The organism is Methylomonas rapida, assembly GCF_024360925.2.
Classification (GTDB): Bacteria; Pseudomonadota; Gammaproteobacteria; order Methylococcales; family Methylomonadaceae; genus Methylomonas; species Methylomonas rapida.
Genome location: NZ_CP113517.1, coordinates 4420478 through 4441574 on the forward strand (window position 1 = coordinate 4420478; position 21097 = coordinate 4441574).

Below are 21097 nucleotides of genomic sequence, written 5' to 3' on the forward strand. Positions count from 1 at the left end.
TTCCACAATGACTTTCACTGTTACGAAAAAGGATGACGGAGGGAGGCCGGGCCGTTTTTCGACGCATGCAGAGCATGGCCGAGAAGCATCGAAAGGCCTATTGCTCTTTCCGACGAAACGCAAGCATTAGGCGGGGCTGTACGAGGGGGCTCTGTCGAAGGATAAATGGGAGAAGTCCGAGAGGATAAGTTAAGCCGTTCATCATGGTTCGACGGTCTCACCACGAAAGGCTTAACCTGACGTTCATGACGGCTCGACATCACTCCGGCAAATGAAAGTTTTCTGGAGCGACGCATAGTCGCGAATTGAAGCCATTTATCGCGACTATGCGTCGCTCCCACGATGACTTTCGAGTAACGCTCATGAAGGCTGGGCATCACCCCGGCAAATGAAAATAGCCTTCAGGGTAAGGTTGCTTGCCGGACAGGCCGCCTTGAATACATCCATGTAGGCTCGTCGGCGGCATCCTTGCCGCCGACGCCTGTCCAACAAGCAACCGCACCCTCACATTTTGCTACTTTCAGAGTAACGTTCATGAAGGCTAGGCATCGCCCCGGCAAATGAAAGTCAACTTTGTTATGTCGTTAGTCTGTTTTTGGGGTTGCCGCGTGACTTTCAGAGTATGGCATTGCTGGAAAATCTTCAAGGTTCGATGCCAGCCGATTCGCTTTTCGGCTGCAGGGCTTCCCGCTCCGTGCGCACCAACCAATCCAGCATCAAGGCATAACTGGTTGCCAGCAAGGTCGGCCCGATAAAGACGCCGATGAAACCGAAGGCCAGCAAGCCGCCAAAAATACCGAACATAATCAGCACAAAGGGTAATTCGACTTCCCGGCTGATCAATATCGGCCGCAGCCAATTGTCTATGGTGCCGACAAACAGCAAAAACCATAGCGCAATAAAGATCGCCCTGCCGGTTTCGCCTTCGATCAATAACCAGGCGGAAATCGGAAACCAGACTATCGTGCCGGCGGCGGGAATGATCATCAAAAAAAATGCGATAAATCCCAAAACAAAGGCATAGGGTACGCCTGCCAGCATCAGGCCCACTATCGATGCCAGCGCTTGCGCGAATGCGGTCCCCAAAATGCCATAGACGACGGCCCGCAAGCTGGAGCGGATGATATCCGGGATACGCGCCGTTTGCTCGCCGGCCAGCCGTTTGATCGCCGCGACGACATGCACAGAGGCTTGCTCGCCATCCCGGTACAAAAAAAACAGCACTAGGATGCTCAAGCCCATGTGCATCAATTCTCCGGCGAGATTGAGTCCTTGCTCCAATATCCAGCGACTGGTGCCAAAGGCGTATTTACGGGCTAAAGCCAGCAGCCGGCTCGAATCTTCGCCGAAGCCTTGCCAACTGGCCGCGATATTGTCGCCAATGACGGGCAGCTCTTTAAGCCACGCCGGCAGTTCCGGCCAGGCATATGCGTTGTCGTTCAACCACTGCAACAAGCGATTGATCTCGTCCGGAACGGTTATCGCCGCCGCGACAAACGGCATCAATAACAATATGCCTATCGGCAGCACGATCGCGGCGGCGGCCCAATGGGGAGACAGTTTCCATTCGCGCAAACGCAAATACAATGGCCAGGTTACGACGCACAGAATGGCGGCCCACAGAATGTCAAATAAAAAAGGCTTCAACACCTGATAGCAGGCAAACAGCAGCAATATCAACGCCGCCGCGCTGGCCATTCTTTCAAAACGGGAGACAAGGATACTCATGCTGGCGATTCCATCAACATTTTGTCGACGCACCTTAGCACGGACGCCCCAAAGCAGCGACAAAAGATTTGTTACCGTTTTTTGATCCCATCACCGTGGCCAAGCCGCACAGATTAAAGCCCCTATCCGCCCAATCGTATAAAATAGGCCGAAATCAGCTTGCATTCCCCGCAAATCAAGGCCAAATGTCTTCAAAACTCAATCCGCAACAACAAGCCGCCGTCAAAATCATCGATCGTCCGTTGCTGGTGTTGGCCGGCGCCGGCAGCGGCAAAACGCGCGTGATCACCGAGAAAATAGCCTATCTGGTGCAACAAGGCATTCCGGCCCGCCATATCGCCGCGGTCACCTTTACCAACAAAGCGGCCCGCGAGATGAAGAGCCGGGTCGGTAAACTGCTGGACGACAAGCAAAGCCGCGGCCTTAGAGTATCGACGTTTCATTCCTTGGGCTTGGACATTTTACGGGCCGAACACAAAGCCCTGGGCTACAAAGCTTCCATCACGCTGTTCGACGAACAGGACCGGCTGACGCTGCTGCGCAATCTGATCAGCCACGGCCTCAAGGACTGCGACATCGACCAGGTCGAGCAATACAATGGGCAGATCGGTCAATGGAAAAATGCCTTCGTCACCCCGGAGCAGGCGGTAAGCCGCGCCGATGCCGCCAGTTATCCGGCAGCCTTGCTGTACGATGCCTTTAATCGCAGCCTGAAGGCCTATAATGCGGTCGATTTCGACGATCTGATTCTGCTGCCGGTACTGTTGTTTCAACAACACCCGGAAGTGCTGGAAAAATGGCAAAACAAAATCCGCTACCTGCTGGTGGATGAGTATCAGGACACCAATATCACCCAGTACCAGTTGGTGCGCTTGCTGGCCGGCAATTTGGGCCGTTTTACCGTGGTCGGTGACGACGATCAGTCGATTTACGCCTGGCGCGGCGCACAACCGGAAAACCTCAGCCAATTGCAAAAGGATTACAGCCGTTTGCAAGTCATCAAGCTGGAGCAAAATTACCGCTCATCCGGGCGAATTTTGAAGGTCGCCAACCAGTTGATCGCCAATAATCCGCATACCTTCGAGAAAAAACTCTGGAGCGAACTCGGTTACGGCGACCCGCTGCGCGTGCTCAGCCACAGGAACGATGCCATCGAAGCCAAGCAGATCGTCGCCGAGATCGTGCATCATCGCTTCAAGCATGGCGGCAAATACGGCGACTATGCGATTTTGTATCGCGGCAATCACCAATCGCGGTTGTTCGAGCGGGAATTGCGCGAAAGCAACGTGCCGTATTTCATCAGCGGCAGCACTTCGTTTTTCGCCTATGCCGAAATCAAGGACGTGCTGGCCTATTTGCGCCTGCTGGTCAATCCCGGCGACGATGCCGCCTTTTTGCGCGTCATCAATACGCCGCGCCGGGAAATCGGCCCGACGACCTTGGAAAAACTCGGGGCTTATGCCAACGAGCGCCATATCAGTTTGTTCGATGCCTGCTCGGAATTCGGCCTGCAGCAGCGCATCTCGGAAAAATCCGCGCACCGGCTGCGAAATTTCTGCGACTGGATCAACGAAACCGCGCAAAAAATCGAACGCGAGGATACCTTTAAAGTGATCCACCAGATGCTGGAGCAAATCCATTATCAACAATGGCTGCAAGAGAACAGCAAGACGCCGGCGGCGGCCGAACGGCGGATGGGTAACGTCTACGAACTGATCGAATGGTTGCAACGCATCGCCGGTAGCGAGCAGGACGGCGTGACGGAAAAGTCGCTGACGGATGTAATCGCCAAGGTCATGTTGCTGGACATTCTCGACCGCAATCAGGAGCAGGAAGCCGGCGACCAGGTCAGCCTGATGACCCTGCACGCCGCCAAGGGCCTGGAGTTTCCGCATGTGTTTCTGATCGGCATGGAAGAAAATCTATTACCGCATCAAAACAGCATAGAAACCGACAATATCGAGGAAGAACGCCGACTGGCCTACGTCGGCATTACTCGCGCCCAGCGCACCTTGACCTTTAGTTACTGCACCCACCGCAAGCGTTACGGCGAAATGGCGGAATGCGAACCCAGCCGTTTTTTGGCCGAGCTACCGGAAGAGGACTTGGAATGGGCCAACAAGAAACAGTTGGCGCCGGAGGAAATCAAGCAACGCGGCAAGGCCAACTTGTCCGCGCTGAAATCGATGCTGGCTTGAAGCCCAAGCCAGCATCGCCAACGGATTATTGCAGCACGACAAAAAACGCTTCGCCGCCGCGTTGCAGATTGATCAGCAGCGGACCGCGCGGATTGACCACCTCTTTCAATTCATCCAAGGTTCTAACCCGGTAACGGTTCGCGGTGACGATGATGTCGCCGGGACGCAAACCGACTTTCCAGGGATAGGAATTCGGTTCGACCTTTTCTAGCAAAATCCCTTCCACTTGATCCTTGGTGGTCGCGCTGAGCGAGGCGCCTTTCAGCAGCGGATGCAGCTTGTCGCCGGCCAGTTGTGGGCGCTTCGGCTTGCCGATGGTGGCTTGCAAGGTTTTGCGCTCTTCGCCGCGCATGACTTCGACTTCGGCGGTATCGCCGATCTGCAACAAGCCGATCGCGGTACGGATTTGAGCGCTGCCGTTTTTGATTTCCTGGCCATTGATCGCCACGATGATGTCGCCCGGTTCCAGACCGGCTTTTTCCGCCGGCGAGCCGGCCTCGACCCGACTAATGACAGCGCCATGCTGGCTTTGCAGCGAAAAGGCTTTCATCAATTCCGGCGTCAGATCCTGCGTCGTGACACCCAACATCCCGCGCCGCACTTCGCCGTGCTGCACCAGGGATTCCTTGATGGTCATCGCCATGTTCGCAGGAATCGCAAAGCCGATACCGACGTTGCCACCGCTGGGCGCCAGAATCGCCGTGTTCATGCCGATGAATTCGCCGCGCAGATTGACCAGCGCGCCGCCGGAGTTGCCGGGGTTGATCGAGGCATCGGTCTGAATGAAGTCTTCGTAACCTTCGATGCCGAGACCGGAACGGCCCAAGGCGCTAATGATGCCTGACGTCACCGTCTGCCCCAAACCGAACGGGTTACCAATCGCCACGACGAAATCGCCCACCTTCAGGCGGCTGGAATCGGCTATCGGCAGCGCCGTCAGATTGTCGGCCGGAATCTGGATCACGGCGACATCAGCCTCGGGATCGGCGCCTATCAATTTGGCGGACAACTGGCGGCCATCGCTCAAGGTCACGGTGATTTTGTCGGCTTTGTCGATCACGTGATTGTTGGTCAGCACATAGCCTTCATCCTTGTCGATGATGACGCCGGAGCCCAGGCTGTTGCGCTGTTGCTGGCGCGGTTGATTCGGTATACCAAAGAAATAGCGAAACACTGGATCATTCAGCATCGGATTGTCCTGCATCCTGACATTGACCGAAGTCGAGATATTGACCACAGCCGGCATGCTGCGCTCCAGCATCGGCGCCAATGTGGGCATGGGCGTGCCGTCGACTTCCGAAGGCCAGGCGGCGTCCGCCGTGACACTGGACAGGCTGAGGGAGAAAATCAAAAGCAATTTGGCTATTTTGTTCATAGTCGATTCTTCCAGCAGTTGAGTCGCCGGATGGACAAGCCGGCGTGAAAAATGTTTCCATAAAATATTAGCGCATAATCGACTATGATACGCGCTGTTCCTCGCCGTCACTCAATCCGTATCGTCCCGCAAAAACTCATGGCCGTCGACATTCAGTCAGAAGAAGCGCGCATCATCCGGCAATTGATTCCCTTGTCGACGTTGCCATCCCATCAATTTGCCAAGCTATGCGAACAACTGACCATCGAGGTGGCCGAAACAGGCGATTTTTTGTTTCACCGCGGCGCCATCGATAGCGATCTGTATTTCCTGCTGGATGGCGCCATCGATCTGCAAACCGAAACGTTCACGGTCGAGACCATCCGGGCTGGCAGCGAGTCGGCCCGCTTTGCGATAGCGCATCAAATTCCACGAAAAATCGACGCGGTTGCGGCGAGCAGAATTCAGTTTTTACGCCTGAATGCTGCTATGATGAAAGCGGACCATGAAATACCTTACCATGAGAACGAAAGCACTATGATGGTCGAAGAATTGGAGGACGATGATGATTGGATGACGACCTTGCTGCGGTCGCCGATTTTCAGAGCCCTGCCGCCAGCCAATCTGCAACGCATATTGATCAGCCTGGAAGAGGTTCAATATCAGACCGGTGAAACCATTATCCATCAAGGCGATCCGGGCGATTATTACTACATCATCAAAAAAGGCCAGGCCTTGATCAGTCGCAAGCCATCGCCCACGGCCAAGGAAATCAAACTGGCACAATTAGGTGACCTGGATACCTTCGGCGAGGATTCATTGATTTCCGGCGAGCCGCGCAATGTTTCGGTCAGCGCCCTGACACCGATAACCCTGCTTCGCCTGAACAAGGATCAGTTCATCAATCTGATCAAAAAACCGACGCTGAAATATATAAGCCTTGACGAAGTACAGCCTCAGATCGACAACGGCGCCGTCCTGATCGATGTCAGAGGGCCCGACGAATACAAGAACCATCATCTGCCGCGCAGCATCAATGTGCCGTTTTTTTCGCTGCGCATGCACCTGAAATCGCTCAACAGGCATCACCCCGTCATCGTCGTGTGCAAGGATGGCAGAACCAGCGAGTCGGCGGCTTTTGTCCTGCATCGCTTCAAATTCAACGCCCTGGTTCTGCAAGGCGGCATGGCCAATATCAAGCCGGCGTCCTCCGGGGCCAGCGAGAATATCGCCTCATTCAGCATTGACGACGGCACCGAAACCAGCAATTTATTATTTGCCGCAAGCGAAAAGAAAACCCAACTCGAGGAGGCTGAAGCCGTTACTGACCAGGAAGAGTCGACGGTCGACATGAATCAACTGGTACAACAGCTCAAGGTTAAATGCAGCGAACTAGAAACCGAAAAAATGACCCTGGAATTGAAATGCATGTCATTGAGCAGGCAGCTGGACACGCTGAAGGCGGAACTGGCCATGTTAAAGAAAAACGCCGACTAGCCTGGACCGGCGGCCAGACGCTTCCTTTGAGTATCTGGCTACAAATCACTTCCCCTTTGGTAAAAGGGATCGAGTCCTTGATAGAAAAAGCTAAAGCTTTTCCCCCCAGTCGCAACTCGTGCGCGCAATAGCTTTAACTATTGCCGGCTGGTGCTGGCGTTTTTACTTTCAAGAGTTTCCGGGCGTGGGAGATGATGCAACCACCCGATTTAACCCCCTCAGCCTAACCTTCTCCCGGTGGGAGAAGGAATCAGTTTAGCTTTTACGGCAACCTCCGCGAAAGAAGGAGCTTTTACGCCACCCTCATGCGGAAGCGGGAATGCCGCTTATTTGATTTTGGCTTCTTTGTAAATCACATGCTTGCGAACCACGGGATCAAATTTTTTGATCTCCATTTTTTCGGGCATGGTTTTTTTGTTTTTGGTGGTGGTATAAAAATGACCAGTGCCTTCGCTAGAAACCAGTTTGATTTTGTCACGCATGTTTTAATCTCCTTAAACTTTTTCGCCGCGGCTACGGATGTCGGCCAACACCGCATCGATGCCGTTCTTGTCGATGATACGCATACCTTTCGAAGATACTCTCAAACGGACCCAACGGTTTTCGCTTTCCACCCAAAATCTGTGATGATGCAGATTCGGGGTAAAACGTCTTTTGGTTCTGTTCATGGCGTGTGAAACGTTGTGCCCGGTGATGGGGCGCTTACCTGTTACTTGGCATACTCTGGACATGACTACCTCAATGCGAGCTATTAGATTCAAAATAGCCGAGCTTTATACCAAAAAAACTTTTATCGGTAAACCACCGCCTAAAAAATAAATTTGATAGAATTTTGCCATCTCAACCCAATGCACGAAAAAACAGGACATCAATGACGCTCAAATTCGGCATGGTCATGGACCCCATCGGTCAGATCAATATCAAAAAAGACACCAGTTTCGCCATGCTGCTGGAAGCACAATCGCGCGGCTGGGAACTGCATTACATGGAGCTGGGCGATCTGTTTTTACAAAACGGCCAGACATACGCCCGCACCCGGACACTGCACGTCGAACGTAACCCACAGCAATGGCACCGTTTCGTCGGCGAACAGGAAATTCACCTGGCCGACCTCGACGTGATTCTGATGCGCAAGGACCCGCCCTTCAATCAGGAATACATTTACGCCACCTACATGCTGGAGCAGGCCGAGCGCCAGGGTGTTTACGTGGTCAACAAGCCGCAGTCGCTGCGCGACGCCAACGAAAAAATGTATACGGCCTGGTTTCCGCAGTGTTGCACCGATACCCTGGTGGCGCGTGACCCGCAAAAAATCCGCGCCTTCTTGCGCCAGCATCAGGAAATCATTTTGAAGCCACTGGACGGCATGGGCGGCGCGTCGATTTTCCATGTGCGGGAAGACGACCCCAACCTCAGCGTGATCCTGGAAACCATGACCGAGCACGCTTCGCGCTACATCATGGCGCAAAAATATCTCCCTCAAGTCAAGGATGGCGACAAGCGCATCCTGATGGTCAACGGCGAACCGGTGCCGTATTGCCTGGCCAGAATCCCGGCCAGCGGCGAAACCCGCGGCAACCTGGCCGCCGGTGGCCGTGGCGAAGGGCGCGAATTGAGCGCGCGCGATCGCTGGATAGCCGAACAAGTAGGACCAACCCTGCGGGAAAAAGGCCTGGTATTCGTCGGCCTGGATGTGATCGGTGACTACCTGACCGAGGTCAACGTCACCAGTCCTACCTGCGTGCAGGAACTCGACCAGCAGTTTGGCATCAATATCAGCGCGCAATTGATGGATCACATCCAAGCCCGGCTACAATCCAAGTTACAAAATTGATCATGCAAAATGTCGACCTGACGGCCTCGCCACTCTCCAACGACGACGCACTACTGCTAGCGGTGTTCGTCGCGACCGTGGTGCATGTCGGCATTTTGCTGGGCATCAATTTCAAGGCGCCAGAACCGAAGAAAATCAATAAATCCATCGAAATCACGCTATCGCATGCCCCATTGAAAAAAGCACCTAAGGAAGCGAAATTTTTGGCACCGGACCATCAGCTCGGCGCGGGCAACGAAAACCAAAAACCGCAACCCGTGGCGCAAGCCCTGCCGTCACCGGAAATCCAGGCAGCCAAGGCCAGCAAGGTCGAGCCGCAAAAACCACCGCAACCCGAAACCAAAAAGGCGACCCCGCAAAAAGTGCTGACACAGGCGAAGGCACCGGTCAAAATTGCCTCGCCGGTCGAAACGGTGGACGAACCGGTGGAAGAGGCCGTCGAAGAGAAACCGAAACTCTCCGCGGAAGCCTTGCAACAACAAATCGCCCAACTCGGCGAGCAAATTCGCAATAGCCGTGCCAGTACGGAAGACAGCAAGATCAAGTTCGTCAAATCCGTCAGTACGCACAAATATCTGGCGGCACAATATGTCAAGGATTGGGAGGACAAGGTTGAGCGCACCGGCAATCTGAATTATCCCTCGTCAGCTCGCGGCAACCAAGGGAAGTCGCAAATGCTGACGATGGATGTCGGCATCAACGCCGACGGCAGCATTTACAGCATCCGAGTCGCTCAATCCTCCGGGAATCCCGCGCTGGACGAAGCCGCCAAGCGTATCGTCAAGATGAGTGCGCCTTTCGCCCCGCTGCCCTCGGAACTTCTGCAGGAGGTGAACGTTTTAGTCATCACCCGCGTCTGGAAATTTTCCGACGAAACCGGCATGACCGCCCGCTAGCCTAATTTTGCCTTGTTATGACAGACATCACTTATCTCAATAATCAGTTCTTGATCGCGATGCCGGGCCTGCTCGACCCGCATTTCTTTCACACCGTCACCTATCTATGCCAGCACAATCAGGAAGGTGCACTGGGCATCGTCATCAATCGCCCGACCGGCATGAAATTGAAGGACATTTTCGAGCAAATGGGCATCAGCAGCGAATTGGAGTGGGTCTTGAACACGCCGATTTTCGCCGGCGGCCCGGTACAACAGGAACGCGGCTTCGTCATCCATAGCCCATGCGAACGACACTGGGATTCCAGCATCGCCACGGCCGACAACATCATGCTGACCAGCTCACGCGACATCTTGGAGGCCATCGCCAAAGGCGAAGGGCCAAAACATTTCCTGATAGCGCTGGGCTACGCCGGTTGGGGTAGCGGGCAACTGGAAAAGGAAATCTCCGAAAACGCCTGGCTGAACACCCCGTGTGGAGAAAACATTTTGTACGACACTCCGATCAATCAGCGCTGGAATGCCGCCGCCAGCCAATTGGGCATAGACATCAATCGCTTGACGACGCCGGCCGGCCATGGTTAAGGGCGATCCTCTCGCAGCCAGATTCCGCAGCGATGCCTATTTGGGTTTTGACTTTGGCAACAAGAAAATCGGGGTGGCCGTCGGCCACGCCGATACCGGCATCGCCAGCCCTTTGCAAACCATCCGTTCGCCCAATCAAGTACCCGACTGGCAAACCATAGGCAAGCTGATCGCGGAATGGCAGCCGATTGGTCTGGTCGTCGGCATTTCCCGGCAGCAGGATGGTTCCGACAACCTCATCACGCCGCGAATGCAGAAATTTTGTCGACAACTGCAGGGCCGCTTCAACCTGCCCGTGCATCAAGTCGACGAAACGCTGACCACCTTTGCCGCCAAGCAGATGTTATTTGATGACCTCAAAGTCAGTGCTGGTAAACTATGGGCGGTACAAGACCAGCTCGCCGCGCAATTGATATTGCAGAGTTGGTTTGATACATAAACCAGATGAAAGGCGAAAGCAGCAAGATGAAAGCGCACCTCCCGACTCCAGCTCACTTTCCAGCTTGCAGCGTGTATGTTTCCTCCTTCGCCTTTCGCCTTTAACCTGGCTCTTAAAAACCCATGCTTACCTCGACGCTCAACATTACCGAACTTCTCGACAATCTCGAAACCGATATCCGGCAACAAATCGCCTTGCGCCGGCTCAACACCCCCTTGTTGATCGGCATACACAGCGGCGGCGCCTGGATAGCCCGGCATATGCATCAACGCTTGGGCTTGACGGAGCCGCTCGGTTTGCTGGACATCACGTTTTACCGCGACGATTTTTCCCAGATCGGCATGCATCCCAACGTCAAAGCCAGCCAGTTGCCGCCTCATCTGGAAGGCCGCGACATCATTCTGCTCGACGATGTGTTTTATACCGGCCGCACGATACGCGCCGCGCTGAACGAGATTTTTGATTATGGCCGCCCAAACCAAGTCTTGCTGGCCGTCTTGATAGAGCGCAACGGCCGGCAAATCCCGCTGCAACCCGACTGCCGCGGCGCGCGCATAGAATTGCCGGAAGGTCAGCGCATCAAACTGACCGGTCCCGAACCCTTGGCCATCGAAGTTCAAACCTTAGCCTGCGCCGCCTGATCATGAGCCGACATCTACAACTGACCGAAAATGGCAAGCTCAAGCATTTTTTGAGCATAGAAGGCCTGGATAAGGCCTTGTTGACCGAGATACTGGATACCGCGGAATCCTTTGCCGGCATCTCCGAGCATCAGGTCAAAAAGGTGCCGCTGCTGCGCGGCAAGACCATCGTCAACCTGTTTTTCGAAAACAGCACCCGCACCCGCACCACCTTCGAATTGGCGGCAACCCGGCTTTCCGCGGACGTATTGAACATCAACATCGCCACCTCGGCCACCTCCAAGGGCGAAAGCCTGCTGGACACCATCCGCAATCTGGAAGCCATGCATGTGGACATGTTCGTGGTCCGGCATGCCTTGAGCGGAGCGGCGCATTTCATCGCCCAGCATACCGCGCCTCACATCAGCGTGATCAACGCCGGCGACGGCCAGCATGCGCATCCGACCCAGGCTATGCTGGACATGTTCACGATACGCCAGCATAAAAAGCATTTCGAGGGCTTGAAAGTGGCGATCGTCGGCGACATTCTGCATTCGCGGGTGGCCCGCTCGCAGATCCTGGCCTTGAACACACTGGGCGTTTCCGAAGTCAGGGTCATTGCGCCCAAGACCCTATTGCCGGCGCATGTCAGGAGCATGGGTGTCATTCCGCTGCACGACATGGACGCAGGCCTGAAGGACGTCGATGTCATCATCATGTTGAGATTGCAAAAAGAACGTATGAATTCAGCATTTTTACCCAGCGAAAGCGAGTTTTTCCGCTGCTACGGCCTGACCGAAGCCAAACTCGCTCTCGCCAAACCCGACGCGATCGTAATGCATCCCGGGCCTATCAACCGTGGCGTCGAAATCGCTTCCAGCGTCGCGGACGGCAGCCAATCCGTGATTCTGCAACAAGTCAGCAATGGCATCGCCGTGCGCATGGCCGTCATGACCATGACGATGGGCAGTCGAGGAGGCATGCAGTGACCAGATTCTTGATCGAAAACGGCCATATTATCGACCCCGCCAATGCCATCGATGAGTTTGGCGCGGTTTGCATCGCCGATGGCAAAATCGTGCAGGTCGGTGCGCCGGCCGCGAATTTCACGCCGGATGAAATCATCGATGCCAAGGGCAAGATCGTTTGTCCCGGCTTCATCGATTTGAGCGCACGCCTGCGCGAACCGGGTCATACGCAAAAAGGCAGCATCAAAAGCGAAACCCAAGCCGCGCTCAGCGCGGGCGTCACGTCTATCTGCCTGCCGCCGGATACCAAACCCTGCATAGACACTCCCGCGGTAGTCGAATATATCAAGGACAAGGCCGAAGCCGCCGGCTTCCCCAAAATCCATGGCATCGGCGCATTGACGCAACGTCTGGATGGCACGGAGCTCAGTTCTATGTTCGCGTTGAAACAAGCCGGATGCATTGCCGTCAGCAACGCCCGCGCCCCGCTGGCCAATTTGCTGATTTTGCGCCGCGCCATGGAATATGCCAGCAGTCACGACTTGCTGTTGATGGTTCACGCCAACGATGCCGCATTGAGCGGCAAAGGCTGCGCGCATGAAGGTGCCATGGCCAGCCGTTACGGCCTTCCCGGCATTCCGGCGGCGGCCGAGTCCATCGCTCTGGCCGAATGCCTGGAGTTGGCGCAACTAACGGGCTGCCGGCTGCATGTCAGCCAGATCAGCTGCAAACAATCGGTGATCAAGCTGCAGCAGGCAAAAAAATACGGGCTGAACGTCACGGCGGACGTCGCCATTCATCAATTGCATCTGACCGAAAACGAGGTGGTTCCATTCGATAGCCATTATCACGTGATGCCGCCATTCCGTAGCGAGGAGGATTGCCATTATCTGCGTGACGGCCTGGCCAACGGCACGATAGACGCGATTTGCTCGGATCACCAGCCGCACGATCTGGACGCCAAACTCGGCGCTTTTCCGGAAACCGAACCCGGCATCGCTTCGCTGGAAACCTTGCTGCCGCTGACCCTGGACTATGCCGAACAACATAGAGTCGACCTATCCAAAGCCATTGCCAACCTGACGCAAAAACCGGCGCAAATTCTGGGCTTGAGTGCAGGCGCGTTGACGGTGGGGTTCGACGCCGATATTTGCATTTTCGACCCCAAACTGACTTGGGAGGTCAATGCCCAAACCTGGCACAGTCTCGGCCACAACACCCCGTTTTGGCGGCAAACCCTGATCGGCAGAGTGACCCACACCCTGCAAGGCGGTCGCTTGCTGTACAAACTGCGCAACCGATGACCGGTTTCGTTGCTTTCCCTTTTCGCTTAAGCACCTAGTAATCCGCATGTCCTGTATCAAAAACCGCTCCACAACCTCGGCCACTTCCAGCATCATCGATGACCTGAAAGGCGACCAATCCTGGCGAATTTTTCGCATCATCAGCGAATTTACCGAAGGCTTTGACGAACTATCCGGCCTCTGCGACGCGATTTCTATTTTCGGCTCGGCCCGTCTGGTGCCGGACAGCTTCTATTATCAAAAAACCGTGGAACTGGCCGAACTGCTCAGCAAGGAAGGCTTCGCCATCATCAGCGGCGGCGGCCCAGGCGTCATGGAAGCAGCCAACAAGGGCGCCATCGCGCAAAACCAGCCATCCATCGGTTTGAACATCGAACTGCCGATGGAACAAAAACCCAACCCCTATCAAAACTTGTCGTTGAATTTTCGCTATTTCTTCGTGCGCAAGGTGATGTTCGTGCGCTACTCGATGGGCTATGTCTGTATGCCGGGCGGTTTTGGCACGCTGGACGAATTTTTCGAAGCGCTGACCTTGATGCAAACCCACAAGATCTACCCCTTGCCGCTGGTATTGTTCGGCAGTGATTTCTGGAGCGGCTTGATGGATTGGCTGGAAAACAAGCTGATCGATTACAGCGTGATTTCGCCGGAAGATCTGCGCCTGATCACCGTCACCGATGATCCGCAACAAGTCGTCGACATCATGGCCGCCCACCGGGATTGGAAAAATCTGCAGCGTCATCCGACGCCGTAATGTTCTGCATAGAAACGGAGACTGTTATAACTCATGACTGCTAACGATTTGACGCCCGCGCAAACCGCGCTGCACCAACTCAAAGCCCATATCAACACTCAGATCATCGGCCAGGATATTTTGGTCGAACGCATGTTGATCGCCTTGCTGGCGGACGGTCATTTGCTGGTGGAAGGCGCGCCGGGATTGGCAAAAACCCGAGCCATCAACGTGTTGAGTCAAGCCATGGAAGCGGATTTTCACCGGGTACAATTTACGCCGGATTTATTGCCGGCCGATTTGACCGGCACCGAGATTTATCGGCCGCAACAAGGCTCGTTCGAATTTCAGAAAGGCCCGTTGTTTCATAACCTGATTCTGGCGGACGAGATCAATCGCGCGCCGGCCAAGGTGCAGGCAGCCTTGCTGGAAGCCATGGCCGAGCGGCAAATCACGGTCGGCAAGGCCACTTACTCTTTGCCCGATTTGTTCATGGTCATGGCCACGCAAAACCCGATCGAGCAGGAGGGCACCTATCCCTTGCCCGAGGCGCAACTGGACCGGTTTTTACTGCACGTCAAAATCGATTACCCCAATGCCGCGCACGAACAAAGCATTCTGCATCTGGCGCGCGCCGAAGCCAGGGGCAAGTTGCGGCCCGCAGGCAGCGAAGTGCGGAAAATCGACCAACAAACGCTGTTTGCCGCCCGCAACGAAGTGCTGGATATTTATATGGCCGAGGCTTTGGAGCACTATCTGCTACAGATCATCCTGGCGACCCGCACGCCGTCCGCCTACGGCCAGGACCTGGCCAACTGGATAGAATACGGCGCCAGCCCGCGCGCCAGCATCGCGCTGGATCGCTGTGCAAGAGCCAAGGCCTGGCTGGATCAACGCGACTTCGTCGATCCGGGCGACATTCAAGACATGGCCTACGACGTGTTGAGGCATCGCCTGATCTTGTCCTATACGGCCGAAGCCGAAGGCATCAGCACCGACGATGTGATCCGGCAACTGTTGGCGCGCATTGCCGTGCCGTAAACCCGGCAGGCGGACTATTCATCTTTTCAATACGGAGAAGCGGCATGAAAAACGTTTTTTTATTGGCATTGCTGATTGCTATCGCCGGCATGGCTCACGCCGAAACCGTAGGCTGCGTCACCACCGCGTGGAAATTGATAGGCGCCAACCATAAAGTCTGTGTCGAAGCCTTTGCCGATCCGAAAATTCCCGGCGTGACCTGTCATGTCAGTCAGGCCAAGACTGGCGGCGTTTCCGGCGCGCTGGGCGTGGCCCAGGATCCCTCCCAGTTTTCGCTGGCCTGCCGCCAGACCGGCCCGATCACACTGCCCAAAGAATTGCCCGAGGATGAGGAAGTGTTTTCCGAAGGCACCTCATTGTTGTTCAAGGAAACCCGCGTGATGCGCTTATGAGACAAAGTGCACAACACCTTGGTGTACTTGGCCATCAGCCGCAAGCTGATCGAAGGCGCACCGATGAACAGCATCTCCACGGTCCCCGTGATGCCTTGGGGAGAGAGCAAGGCGACCGATCAGCGATGAACGCCGTCGTCACTGCCGATGACGAGCGTATCGCCGTCAGCTTGAAAAGCCTGGTCGATCTGGCCAAACCGGCCGCCATGCTGCGTTTACGTCCGCAACACATCCGCGCATCGCAAAACGGCAACTACCTGTCCCGCTTCAAGGGCCGCGGCATGGCCTTTGCCGAAACCCGTCTGTATCAAGCCGGCGATGATGTGCGGCGCATGGATTGGCGGGTTACCGCCCGCACCGGCAAGCCGCATAGCAAAATTTTTCAAGAAGAACGGGAACGCCCTCTATTCATCTCGGTGGATTATCGCGCCAGCATGAACTTTGCCACCCGCGGCGTATTCAAGTCGGTACAAGCCGCCAAGCTGGCGGCGTTGCTGGCCTGGGCCGCGCTGCAGCAGGGCGACCGCATCGGCGGGCAAATTTTCACCGATCAAGGCTGCATGGAATTGAAACCGCGCACCGGCAAAGCGGCGCTGCTGCGTTTTTTTAACGCACTGGTAGCGCCCAAACTTGGCGATAACCGCGACAAGGGCTTGGAGCAGGCATTGTCGCGCTTGCAACATCATGCGCACCCTGGCAGCCGGATTTATATCATCAGCGATTTTAGAGGCCTGGATGCCAGTGCCGAGCAGCATCTCGCCCAGCTGGCAAGGCATTGCGAAGTGGTGTTGATACAGGTCTACGACCCACTGGAAAGTCAATTGCCCAGCACGGGCCGCTACCGTTTCACCGACCGCTTGCGCGAGGTAATCTTCGACAGCGCCAACAAGCAACAGCTGGAACACTACCATCGGCGTTTTCAGCAACGGCAGGCTCATTTGCAGCGACTCAGTAACAAGCTAAAGTTACAGTGGCTGCCATGCAGTACGCAACAATCACCCTTGACGGTACTTGCGCGCGGTCAGCAATGACTTGAGTCGCTTTAATCCTTAGCCCACGCAGCCAGCCATGTCTTCGCTCATTTTCCGTCTCATTGCCGTTAGCTGCCTGATCTTTTTAGGCGGCTGGCTGGGCTTGAAAATGGCGGTTCCCCCCGGTTACGCCAGCCCCATATGGCCGCCAGCCGGTCTTTCGCTGTCCGCCTTGTTGTTGGGCGGCAAACGTTTGTGGCCGGCGATCTGGCTGGGATCCTTCGCCAATAACGTATTGGTCGGCATCAGTATCGGCGGAAAACTATCCCTCTCCATTATCATTTCATCCGGCCTGATTGGATTGGGCAGCACCGCACAGGCTTTTGTCGCCGTCTGGCTCAGTCGAAGATTCGTTCATCCAGCCATTCCGCCACTGGACAACCCCAGACAGGTCCTGACATTTTTCCTGCTGACGGGTCCCTTGTCCTGCTGGATCGCCCCCTGTATCGGCACGACGAGTTTGTTCCTGCTGGGACTGATGCCGCCTGCCGAATGGCTGAAGTCGTGGGGAAACTGGTGGTTCGGCGACACGCTAGGCGCGCTATTGGTCACGCCTTTGGTCTTTTGCCTGTTCGCCAGGCCTAGCCGGCTCTGGCATCCACGGCGGTTGCGCGTGGCGCTACCGCTGCTGCTCGCTTTATTGGCACTGACAACGACTTTCGAGTTTGTATTCCGCGCCGAACGAGCCAGATTGCAGCTGGTGTTCGACAACCAGGCTTCGGCCATCGAGCGCTTGTTGATGGAAGCCGCCGGCAATGTGGCGGATAGCACGCAAACCCTCAGCGACTTGTATCAAGCCTCGGACAGCATCGATCGCCAGGAATTTTCGTTGTTTGCACGCGGCTTGCTCGACAGGCACCCGGAAATTCAAGCCTTGGAGTGGATGCCCAGGGTAACCGCAAAAGACTTGCAGGTTTTCGAACGCAAAATCCGGGATGAGGGCTATCCCGATTTTGCCGTCCGGGAACGCGCCGTGAACGGCGTGTTACGCGCGGTAGCGCAACGCGACGAATATTTTCCGATTCTGTACATCGAGCCGATGACCGGCAATGAACTGGCCTTAGGTTTGGATTCCATCGCCAATCCAAGCAGCCGGCTTTCGAAAGAATACGCTTACCGCAGCCGAAAACCCAGCGCCTCGGAAGGCATACGACTGGTTCAACGTGACGACCACGACATGGCGGTACTGGTTTCGCAAGCCGTATTGATCAAATCGGACGACGAAACGGCACACGATTTGGCGGGATTCGTATCGGCCGTATTGCTGCCCGCGCGCATGATGCAAAACGCCTTGCAAGGTTTCGACAACCGGCTGTTTGGCATAACGCTGCGCGATTTGGGCATGGCAGTAGAACAAGGCATATTATTTTCGCAACCGCTAGAAATGCCGACGGCTCATGATTACGGCATCCGGAGCTGGCGGCACGATCTTGCGTTTTGCGATCGCACCTGGCAACTCCATATCGTCGCCGGCAAGCGCTTTTTACTCGAATATGGCTCGATTCTGCCTTGGATGACGCTGGTCGGCGGTCTTAGCTTCGCCAGCTTGCTGTCCATCCTGCTGTTGACGATTACCGGCCGCACCGCCCAGGCCGAAGCCCTGGTGAATGTCCGCAATGCCGAACTCGAGGCCGCCAACGCCGAACTCGAAAGCATTGCCAGCGATTTAAAGGCCTCTGAATTGAAACTGCGCACCTTGATTCAGTCTCAGCCGGAATGCGTAAAACTGGTGGCGCACGACGGCACGCTGCTGGAGATGAATGCCGCGGGCCTGGCCATGCTGGACGCTGACTCCGTCGAACAAGTCAAAGACGTGTCCCTGGCTCGACTCGTCTTGCCGCAGTATCGCCAAGCCTTCAAGGACAGCATTCGCCGGGTCTTTGCCGGCCAATCGGTCTCGCTGGAATTTGAAATTCAGAGCCTGAAGGGCGTGCATCGCTGGCTCGACACGCAAGCCGTGCCGCTGCGCAACAGCGACGGCGAGATCGTCGCCCTGTTGGGCCTGACACGCGACATCAGCGCACGCAAGCACATGGAAAGCGCCTTGCGCGAAAACGAGCAAAAACTCAGCAACATCCTGAACAACGTTAGCGCCTGTGTCTATCTGAAAGACAAACAGGGACGTTATTTGTACGCAAACCGCGCCGTCCATGAGCTATGGCATGCCAACGAAGCCGAAATCCTGGGCTTTGGCGATGAAAGCTTCTTCGATGCGGAATCGGTCGCCAGGATTCGCGAACACGATAATCGTGTCCTGATAAACGGCGAAACCCTGAAAATCGAAGAAACCAACCTGTTGCAGAAAACCGGCAAGCCGGCAACCTACTGGTCGACCAAATTACCGCTGTATAACGAACAGGGCGAAATTTATGCGTTGGTCGGCATCTCCACCGACATCAGCGACCGTAAAAAGGTCGAGGACGATCTCAAACTGGCCGCGCGGGTATTCGGCGAAGCGCACGAAGGCATCCTGATTACCGATGCGGACGCCAACATCATCGACGTCAATCCGACCTTCTGCGAGATAACGGGCTACGCCCGCGAAGACGTGCTCGGCAAAAATCCTCGCATCCTGCAGTCGGGCAGGCACAGCGTGGATTTTTACCGCGACATGTGGCATACCCTGATCAGTCAGCGGCATTGGCGCGGCGAAGTCTGGAACCGGAAAAAGAATGGCGAACTGTATGCCGAATTGTTGACGATGTCGGCGCTGTGCAATGAACAAGGCCAAGTGATCAATTACATCGGCCTGTTCTCCGACATCACGCCGTTCAAGCAACAGCAACACATGCTGGAACTGTTGGCGCATTACGATCCCTTGACCCAGCTGCCCAACCGCACGCTGTTCGCCGACAGGCTGCTGCAAGCCATCGCCCACAGCAAGCGGGACAAATGCCTGTTAGCCATTTGTTTCCTGGATTTGGACGGTTTCAAACCGGTCAACGACCAGCTTGGACACGATGCGGGCGACAAGGTCTTGGTCGAAGTTTCCAAGCGCCTGCGCGCCACCTTACGCGAGGAGGACACCGTGTCTCGCCATGGCGGCGACGAGTTTGCGCTCCTGATGGGCGATTTGCATTCGATCGACGAATGCACGCAAACCTTGAGCCGTATCCATCAAGCCGTCATCGAACCCTATGCCATCGACGAACACAGTGTCAGCATCGGCGTCAGTAGCGGCATCACGATTTATCCGCTCGACGATGCCGATCCGGACACGCTGCTGCGCCATGCCGATCACGCCATGTATCAGGCCAAGCTGTCCGGCAAAAACCGTTATCACTTATTCGATGCCAGCCAGGATCAGTTGGTGATAGAACATCACCGCCAATTGAACGACATCGCCCAAGCCTTTGCCGACCATCAGTTTTGCCTGTATTACCAACCCAAGGTCAATCTGAAAACTGGCCAGGTAGCCGGTGTGGAAGCCTTGATTCGCTGGCGGCATCCACAGCGGGGCATGCTGCCGCCAGCCGAGTTTTTACCGGCCATCGCTTCCCACGAACTGGAGATCGAGATCGGCAACTGGGTCATCGAACAAGCTTGGCAACAACTGGCCGACTGGCACAGGCAAGGCATCCCTCTGGAAGTCAGCGTCAATATCTCCGCCTATCATTTGCTATGGTCGGCATTCACCGAGCATCTGGAAGCCACCTTGGCGCGGAATCCCGGGATCAGGTCGCATTACCTGCAACTGGAAATTCTGGAAAGTACCGCGCTGGACGATCTGTCGGCCGTCAATCGCATCGTCAGCGCCTGCCGGGACGGCCTGGGCGTTACCACGGCGCTGGATGATTTCGGTACCGGTTACTCGTCGCTGGCGCATTTGCGCCATTTGCCCGTCAACGCGGTCAAGATCGACAAAGGTTTCGTCCGCGACATGCTGGACGACCCGGACGATTACGCCATCGTCGAAAGCGTCATCGGCCTGAGCCAGGCCTTCCGCCACGAAGTCATCGCCGAAGGCGTCGAAACGCCTGAGCAAGGCGTGATGCTGTTATTGATGGATTGTCATTTGGCTCAGGGTTACGCTATCGCAAAACCCATGCCCGCCGCGGAGATAGCCGAGTGGACGGCCCATTATCAGCCTTACCCTGACTGGCAATCCTATGCCAGCCAAAAACTGTCGGCACAACAAATCCACATTTCGATTCGCCGGATCGATCTGAAGCAGTGGCTGCAGCGCGTCCATCTATGCCTGAACAGTCAACAAAACGGCATGGCGTACTGGCCCATCATGCTACCCGGCAAAAGCCATTTCGGCCGCTGGCTGAAACAAGCCCAACAGCAAGATCTGTATAATGAGCAGTGGTTACAGAAACTTGGCGGCCTGCATGGTGAACTATTGCAAAAAGGCAATATACTGATGAGTCAATTTTGGGCTGGCGAAGCGCAAGCCGCCCGGGCCGGCTTTGTCGAATTGGAAAGGATTTGGCAAAGCCTGGATGATTGCCTGGCAAACTACGCTTGATCGAAAG

General features: G+C 55.5%; 18 protein-coding genes. 14 read left to right on the forward strand and 4 right to left on the reverse strand.

Annotated features, from left to right (window positions below; all coding sequences use genetic code 11):
• Positions 1–642: 642 nt before the first annotated feature.
• Complete coding sequence (locus NM686_RS20920) at positions 643–1728, reverse strand: AI-2E family transporter (protein ID WP_255189742.1); 1086 nt, start codon at positions 1726–1728, stop codon at positions 643–645.
• Positions 1729–1913: 185 nt separating this feature from the next.
• On the opposite strand from NM686_RS20920, the gene rep reads away from it, so the two are divergent.
• Positions 1914–3926: a DNA helicase Rep gene (gene rep / locus NM686_RS20925; RefSeq protein WP_255189743.1), complete on the forward strand. Its 2013-nt coding sequence runs from the start codon at positions 1914–1916 to the stop codon at positions 3924–3926.
• Positions 3927–3951: 25 nt separating this feature from the next.
• Here the strand turns inward: rep and NM686_RS20930 are convergent, their stop codons facing one another.
• Positions 3952–5301, reverse strand: coding sequence for a DegQ family serine endoprotease (locus NM686_RS20930; protein ID WP_255189744.1), 1350 nt, complete (start codon positions 5299–5301; stop codon positions 3952–3954).
• Positions 5302–5439: 138 nt separating this feature from the next.
• On the opposite strand from NM686_RS20930, the gene NM686_RS20935 reads away from it, so the two are divergent.
• Positions 5440–6777, forward strand: coding sequence for a cyclic nucleotide-binding domain-containing protein (locus NM686_RS20935; protein ID WP_255189745.1), 1338 nt, complete (start codon positions 5440–5442; stop codon positions 6775–6777).
• Positions 6778–7103: 326 nt separating this feature from the next.
• Here the strand turns inward: NM686_RS20935 and rpmG are convergent, their stop codons facing one another.
• Positions 7104–7259: a 50S ribosomal protein L33 gene (rpmG, locus tag NM686_RS20940; protein ID WP_255189746.1), complete on the reverse strand. Its 156-nt coding sequence runs from the start codon at positions 7257–7259 to the stop codon at positions 7104–7106.
• Between the two features lie 12 nt (positions 7260–7271).
• Positions 7272–7508 carry a 50S ribosomal protein L28 gene (rpmB, locus tag NM686_RS20945; protein ID WP_255189747.1) on the reverse strand — a complete coding sequence of 79 codons (237 nt, stop codon included), beginning with the start codon at positions 7506–7508 and terminating at the stop codon, positions 7272–7274.
• Between the two features lie 140 nt (positions 7509–7648).
• Here rpmB and gshB point away from each other — a divergent pair, with 140 nt between their 5' ends.
• The 12 genes from gshB to NM686_RS21005 all read left to right on the forward strand — a co-directional run bounded on the left by gshB (position 7649) and on the right by NM686_RS21005 (position 21090).
• Complete coding sequence (gene gshB / locus NM686_RS20950) at positions 7649–8611, forward strand: glutathione synthase (protein WP_255189748.1); 963 nt, start codon at positions 7649–7651, stop codon at positions 8609–8611.
• A 2-nt stretch (positions 8612–8613) separates the two neighbouring features.
• A complete protein-coding gene (locus NM686_RS20955; RefSeq protein ID WP_255189749.1) occupies positions 8614–9507 on the forward strand; it encodes an energy transducer TonB in 894 nt (297 codons plus the stop codon).
• 17 nt (positions 9508–9524) lie between these two features.
• A complete protein-coding gene (locus NM686_RS20960) occupies positions 9525–10091 on the forward strand; it encodes a YqgE/AlgH family protein (protein ID WP_255189750.1) in 567 nt (188 codons plus the stop codon).
• Positions 10084–10530: a Holliday junction resolvase RuvX gene (ruvX, locus tag NM686_RS20965; protein WP_255189751.1), complete on the forward strand. Its 447-nt coding sequence runs from the start codon at positions 10084–10086 to the stop codon at positions 10528–10530. Before NM686_RS20960 ends, ruvX begins: the two co-directional genes overlap by 8 nt.
• 122 nt (positions 10531–10652) lie before the next feature.
• Positions 10653–11171: a bifunctional pyr operon transcriptional regulator/uracil phosphoribosyltransferase PyrR gene (gene pyrR, locus NM686_RS20970; RefSeq protein WP_255189752.1), complete on the forward strand. Its 519-nt coding sequence runs from the start codon at positions 10653–10655 to the stop codon at positions 11169–11171.
• Between the two features lie 2 nt (positions 11172–11173).
• The gene (locus tag NM686_RS20975; protein ID WP_255189753.1) at positions 11174–12139 is read left to right on the forward strand and encodes an aspartate carbamoyltransferase catalytic subunit; all 966 of its coding nucleotides are present in this window, start codon (positions 11174–11176) and stop codon (positions 12137–12139) included.
• Positions 12136–13422, forward strand: a complete 1287-nt coding sequence (locus tag NM686_RS20980) for a dihydroorotase (protein WP_255189754.1) — start codon at positions 12136–12138, stop codon at positions 13420–13422. Before NM686_RS20975 ends, NM686_RS20980 begins: the two co-directional genes overlap by 4 nt.
• Before the next feature lie 46 nt (positions 13423–13468).
• A complete protein-coding gene (locus tag NM686_RS20985; protein WP_255189755.1) occupies positions 13469–14176 on the forward strand; it encodes an LOG family protein in 708 nt (235 codons plus the stop codon).
• Positions 14177–14209: 33 nt separating this feature from the next.
• The gene (locus NM686_RS20990; protein WP_255189756.1) at positions 14210–15196 is read left to right on the forward strand and encodes an AAA family ATPase; all 987 of its coding nucleotides are present in this window, start codon (positions 14210–14212) and stop codon (positions 15194–15196) included.
• 44 nt (positions 15197–15240) lie between these two features.
• Positions 15241–15588, forward strand: a complete 348-nt coding sequence (locus NM686_RS20995) for a CreA family protein (RefSeq protein WP_456238240.1) — start codon at positions 15241–15243, stop codon at positions 15586–15588.
• Positions 15585–16619: a DUF58 domain-containing protein gene (locus NM686_RS21000; protein ID WP_456238241.1), complete on the forward strand. Its 1035-nt coding sequence runs from the start codon at positions 15585–15587 to the stop codon at positions 16617–16619. The genes NM686_RS20995 and NM686_RS21000 overlap by 4 nt, the downstream gene beginning before the upstream one ends.
• Before the next feature lie 37 nt (positions 16620–16656).
• Positions 16657–21090: an EAL domain-containing protein gene (locus tag NM686_RS21005; protein WP_255189757.1), complete on the forward strand. Its 4434-nt coding sequence runs from the start codon at positions 16657–16659 to the stop codon at positions 21088–21090.
• Positions 21091–21097: the final 7 nt, after the last annotated feature.

Excerpts from the sequence above, each read along its gene's own strand:
- NM686_RS21005 (WP_255189757.1), top strand. The coding sequence starts at position 16,657 with ATGTCTTCGCTCATTTTCCGTCTCATTGCCGTTAGCTGCCTGATCTTT.
- NM686_RS20990 (WP_255189756.1), top strand. The coding sequence starts at position 14,210 with ATGACTGCTAACGATTTGACGCCCGCGCAAACCGCGCTGCACCAACTC.
- rpmB (WP_255189747.1), bottom strand. The coding sequence starts at position 7,508 with ATGTCCAGAGTATGCCAAGTAACAGGTAAGCGCCCCATCACCGGGCAC.
- NM686_RS20995 (WP_456238240.1), top strand. The coding sequence starts at position 15,241 with ATGAAAAACGTTTTTTTATTGGCATTGCTGATTGCTATCGCCGGCATG.
- rep (WP_255189743.1), top strand. The coding sequence starts at position 1,914 with ATGTCTTCAAAACTCAATCCGCAACAACAAGCCGCCGTCAAAATCATC.
- gshB (WP_255189748.1), top strand. The coding sequence starts at position 7,649 with ATGACGCTCAAATTCGGCATGGTCATGGACCCCATCGGTCAGATCAAT.
- pyrR (WP_255189752.1), top strand. The coding sequence starts at position 10,653 with ATGCTTACCTCGACGCTCAACATTACCGAACTTCTCGACAATCTCGAA.
- NM686_RS20935 (WP_255189745.1), top strand. The coding sequence starts at position 5,440 with ATGGCCGTCGACATTCAGTCAGAAGAAGCGCGCATCATCCGGCAATTG.
- NM686_RS20985 (WP_255189755.1), top strand. The coding sequence starts at position 13,469 with ATGTCCTGTATCAAAAACCGCTCCACAACCTCGGCCACTTCCAGCATC.
- NM686_RS21000 (WP_456238241.1), top strand. The coding sequence starts at position 15,585 with ATGAGACAAAGTGCACAACACCTTGGTGTACTTGGCCATCAGCCGCAA.
- NM686_RS20955 (WP_255189749.1), top strand. The coding sequence starts at position 8,614 with ATGCAAAATGTCGACCTGACGGCCTCGCCACTCTCCAACGACGACGCA.
- NM686_RS20920 (WP_255189742.1), bottom strand. The coding sequence starts at position 1,728 with ATGAGTATCCTTGTCTCCCGTTTTGAAAGAATGGCCAGCGCGGCGGCG.
- NM686_RS20930 (WP_255189744.1), bottom strand. The coding sequence starts at position 5,301 with ATGAACAAAATAGCCAAATTGCTTTTGATTTTCTCCCTCAGCCTGTCC.
- ruvX (WP_255189751.1), top strand. The coding sequence starts at position 10,084 with ATGGTTAAGGGCGATCCTCTCGCAGCCAGATTCCGCAGCGATGCCTAT.
- NM686_RS20960 (WP_255189750.1), top strand. The coding sequence starts at position 9,525 with ATGACAGACATCACTTATCTCAATAATCAGTTCTTGATCGCGATGCCG.
- NM686_RS20975 (WP_255189753.1), top strand. The coding sequence starts at position 11,174 with ATGAGCCGACATCTACAACTGACCGAAAATGGCAAGCTCAAGCATTTT.
- rpmG (WP_255189746.1), bottom strand. The coding sequence starts at position 7,259 with ATGCGTGACAAAATCAAACTGGTTTCTAGCGAAGGCACTGGTCATTTT.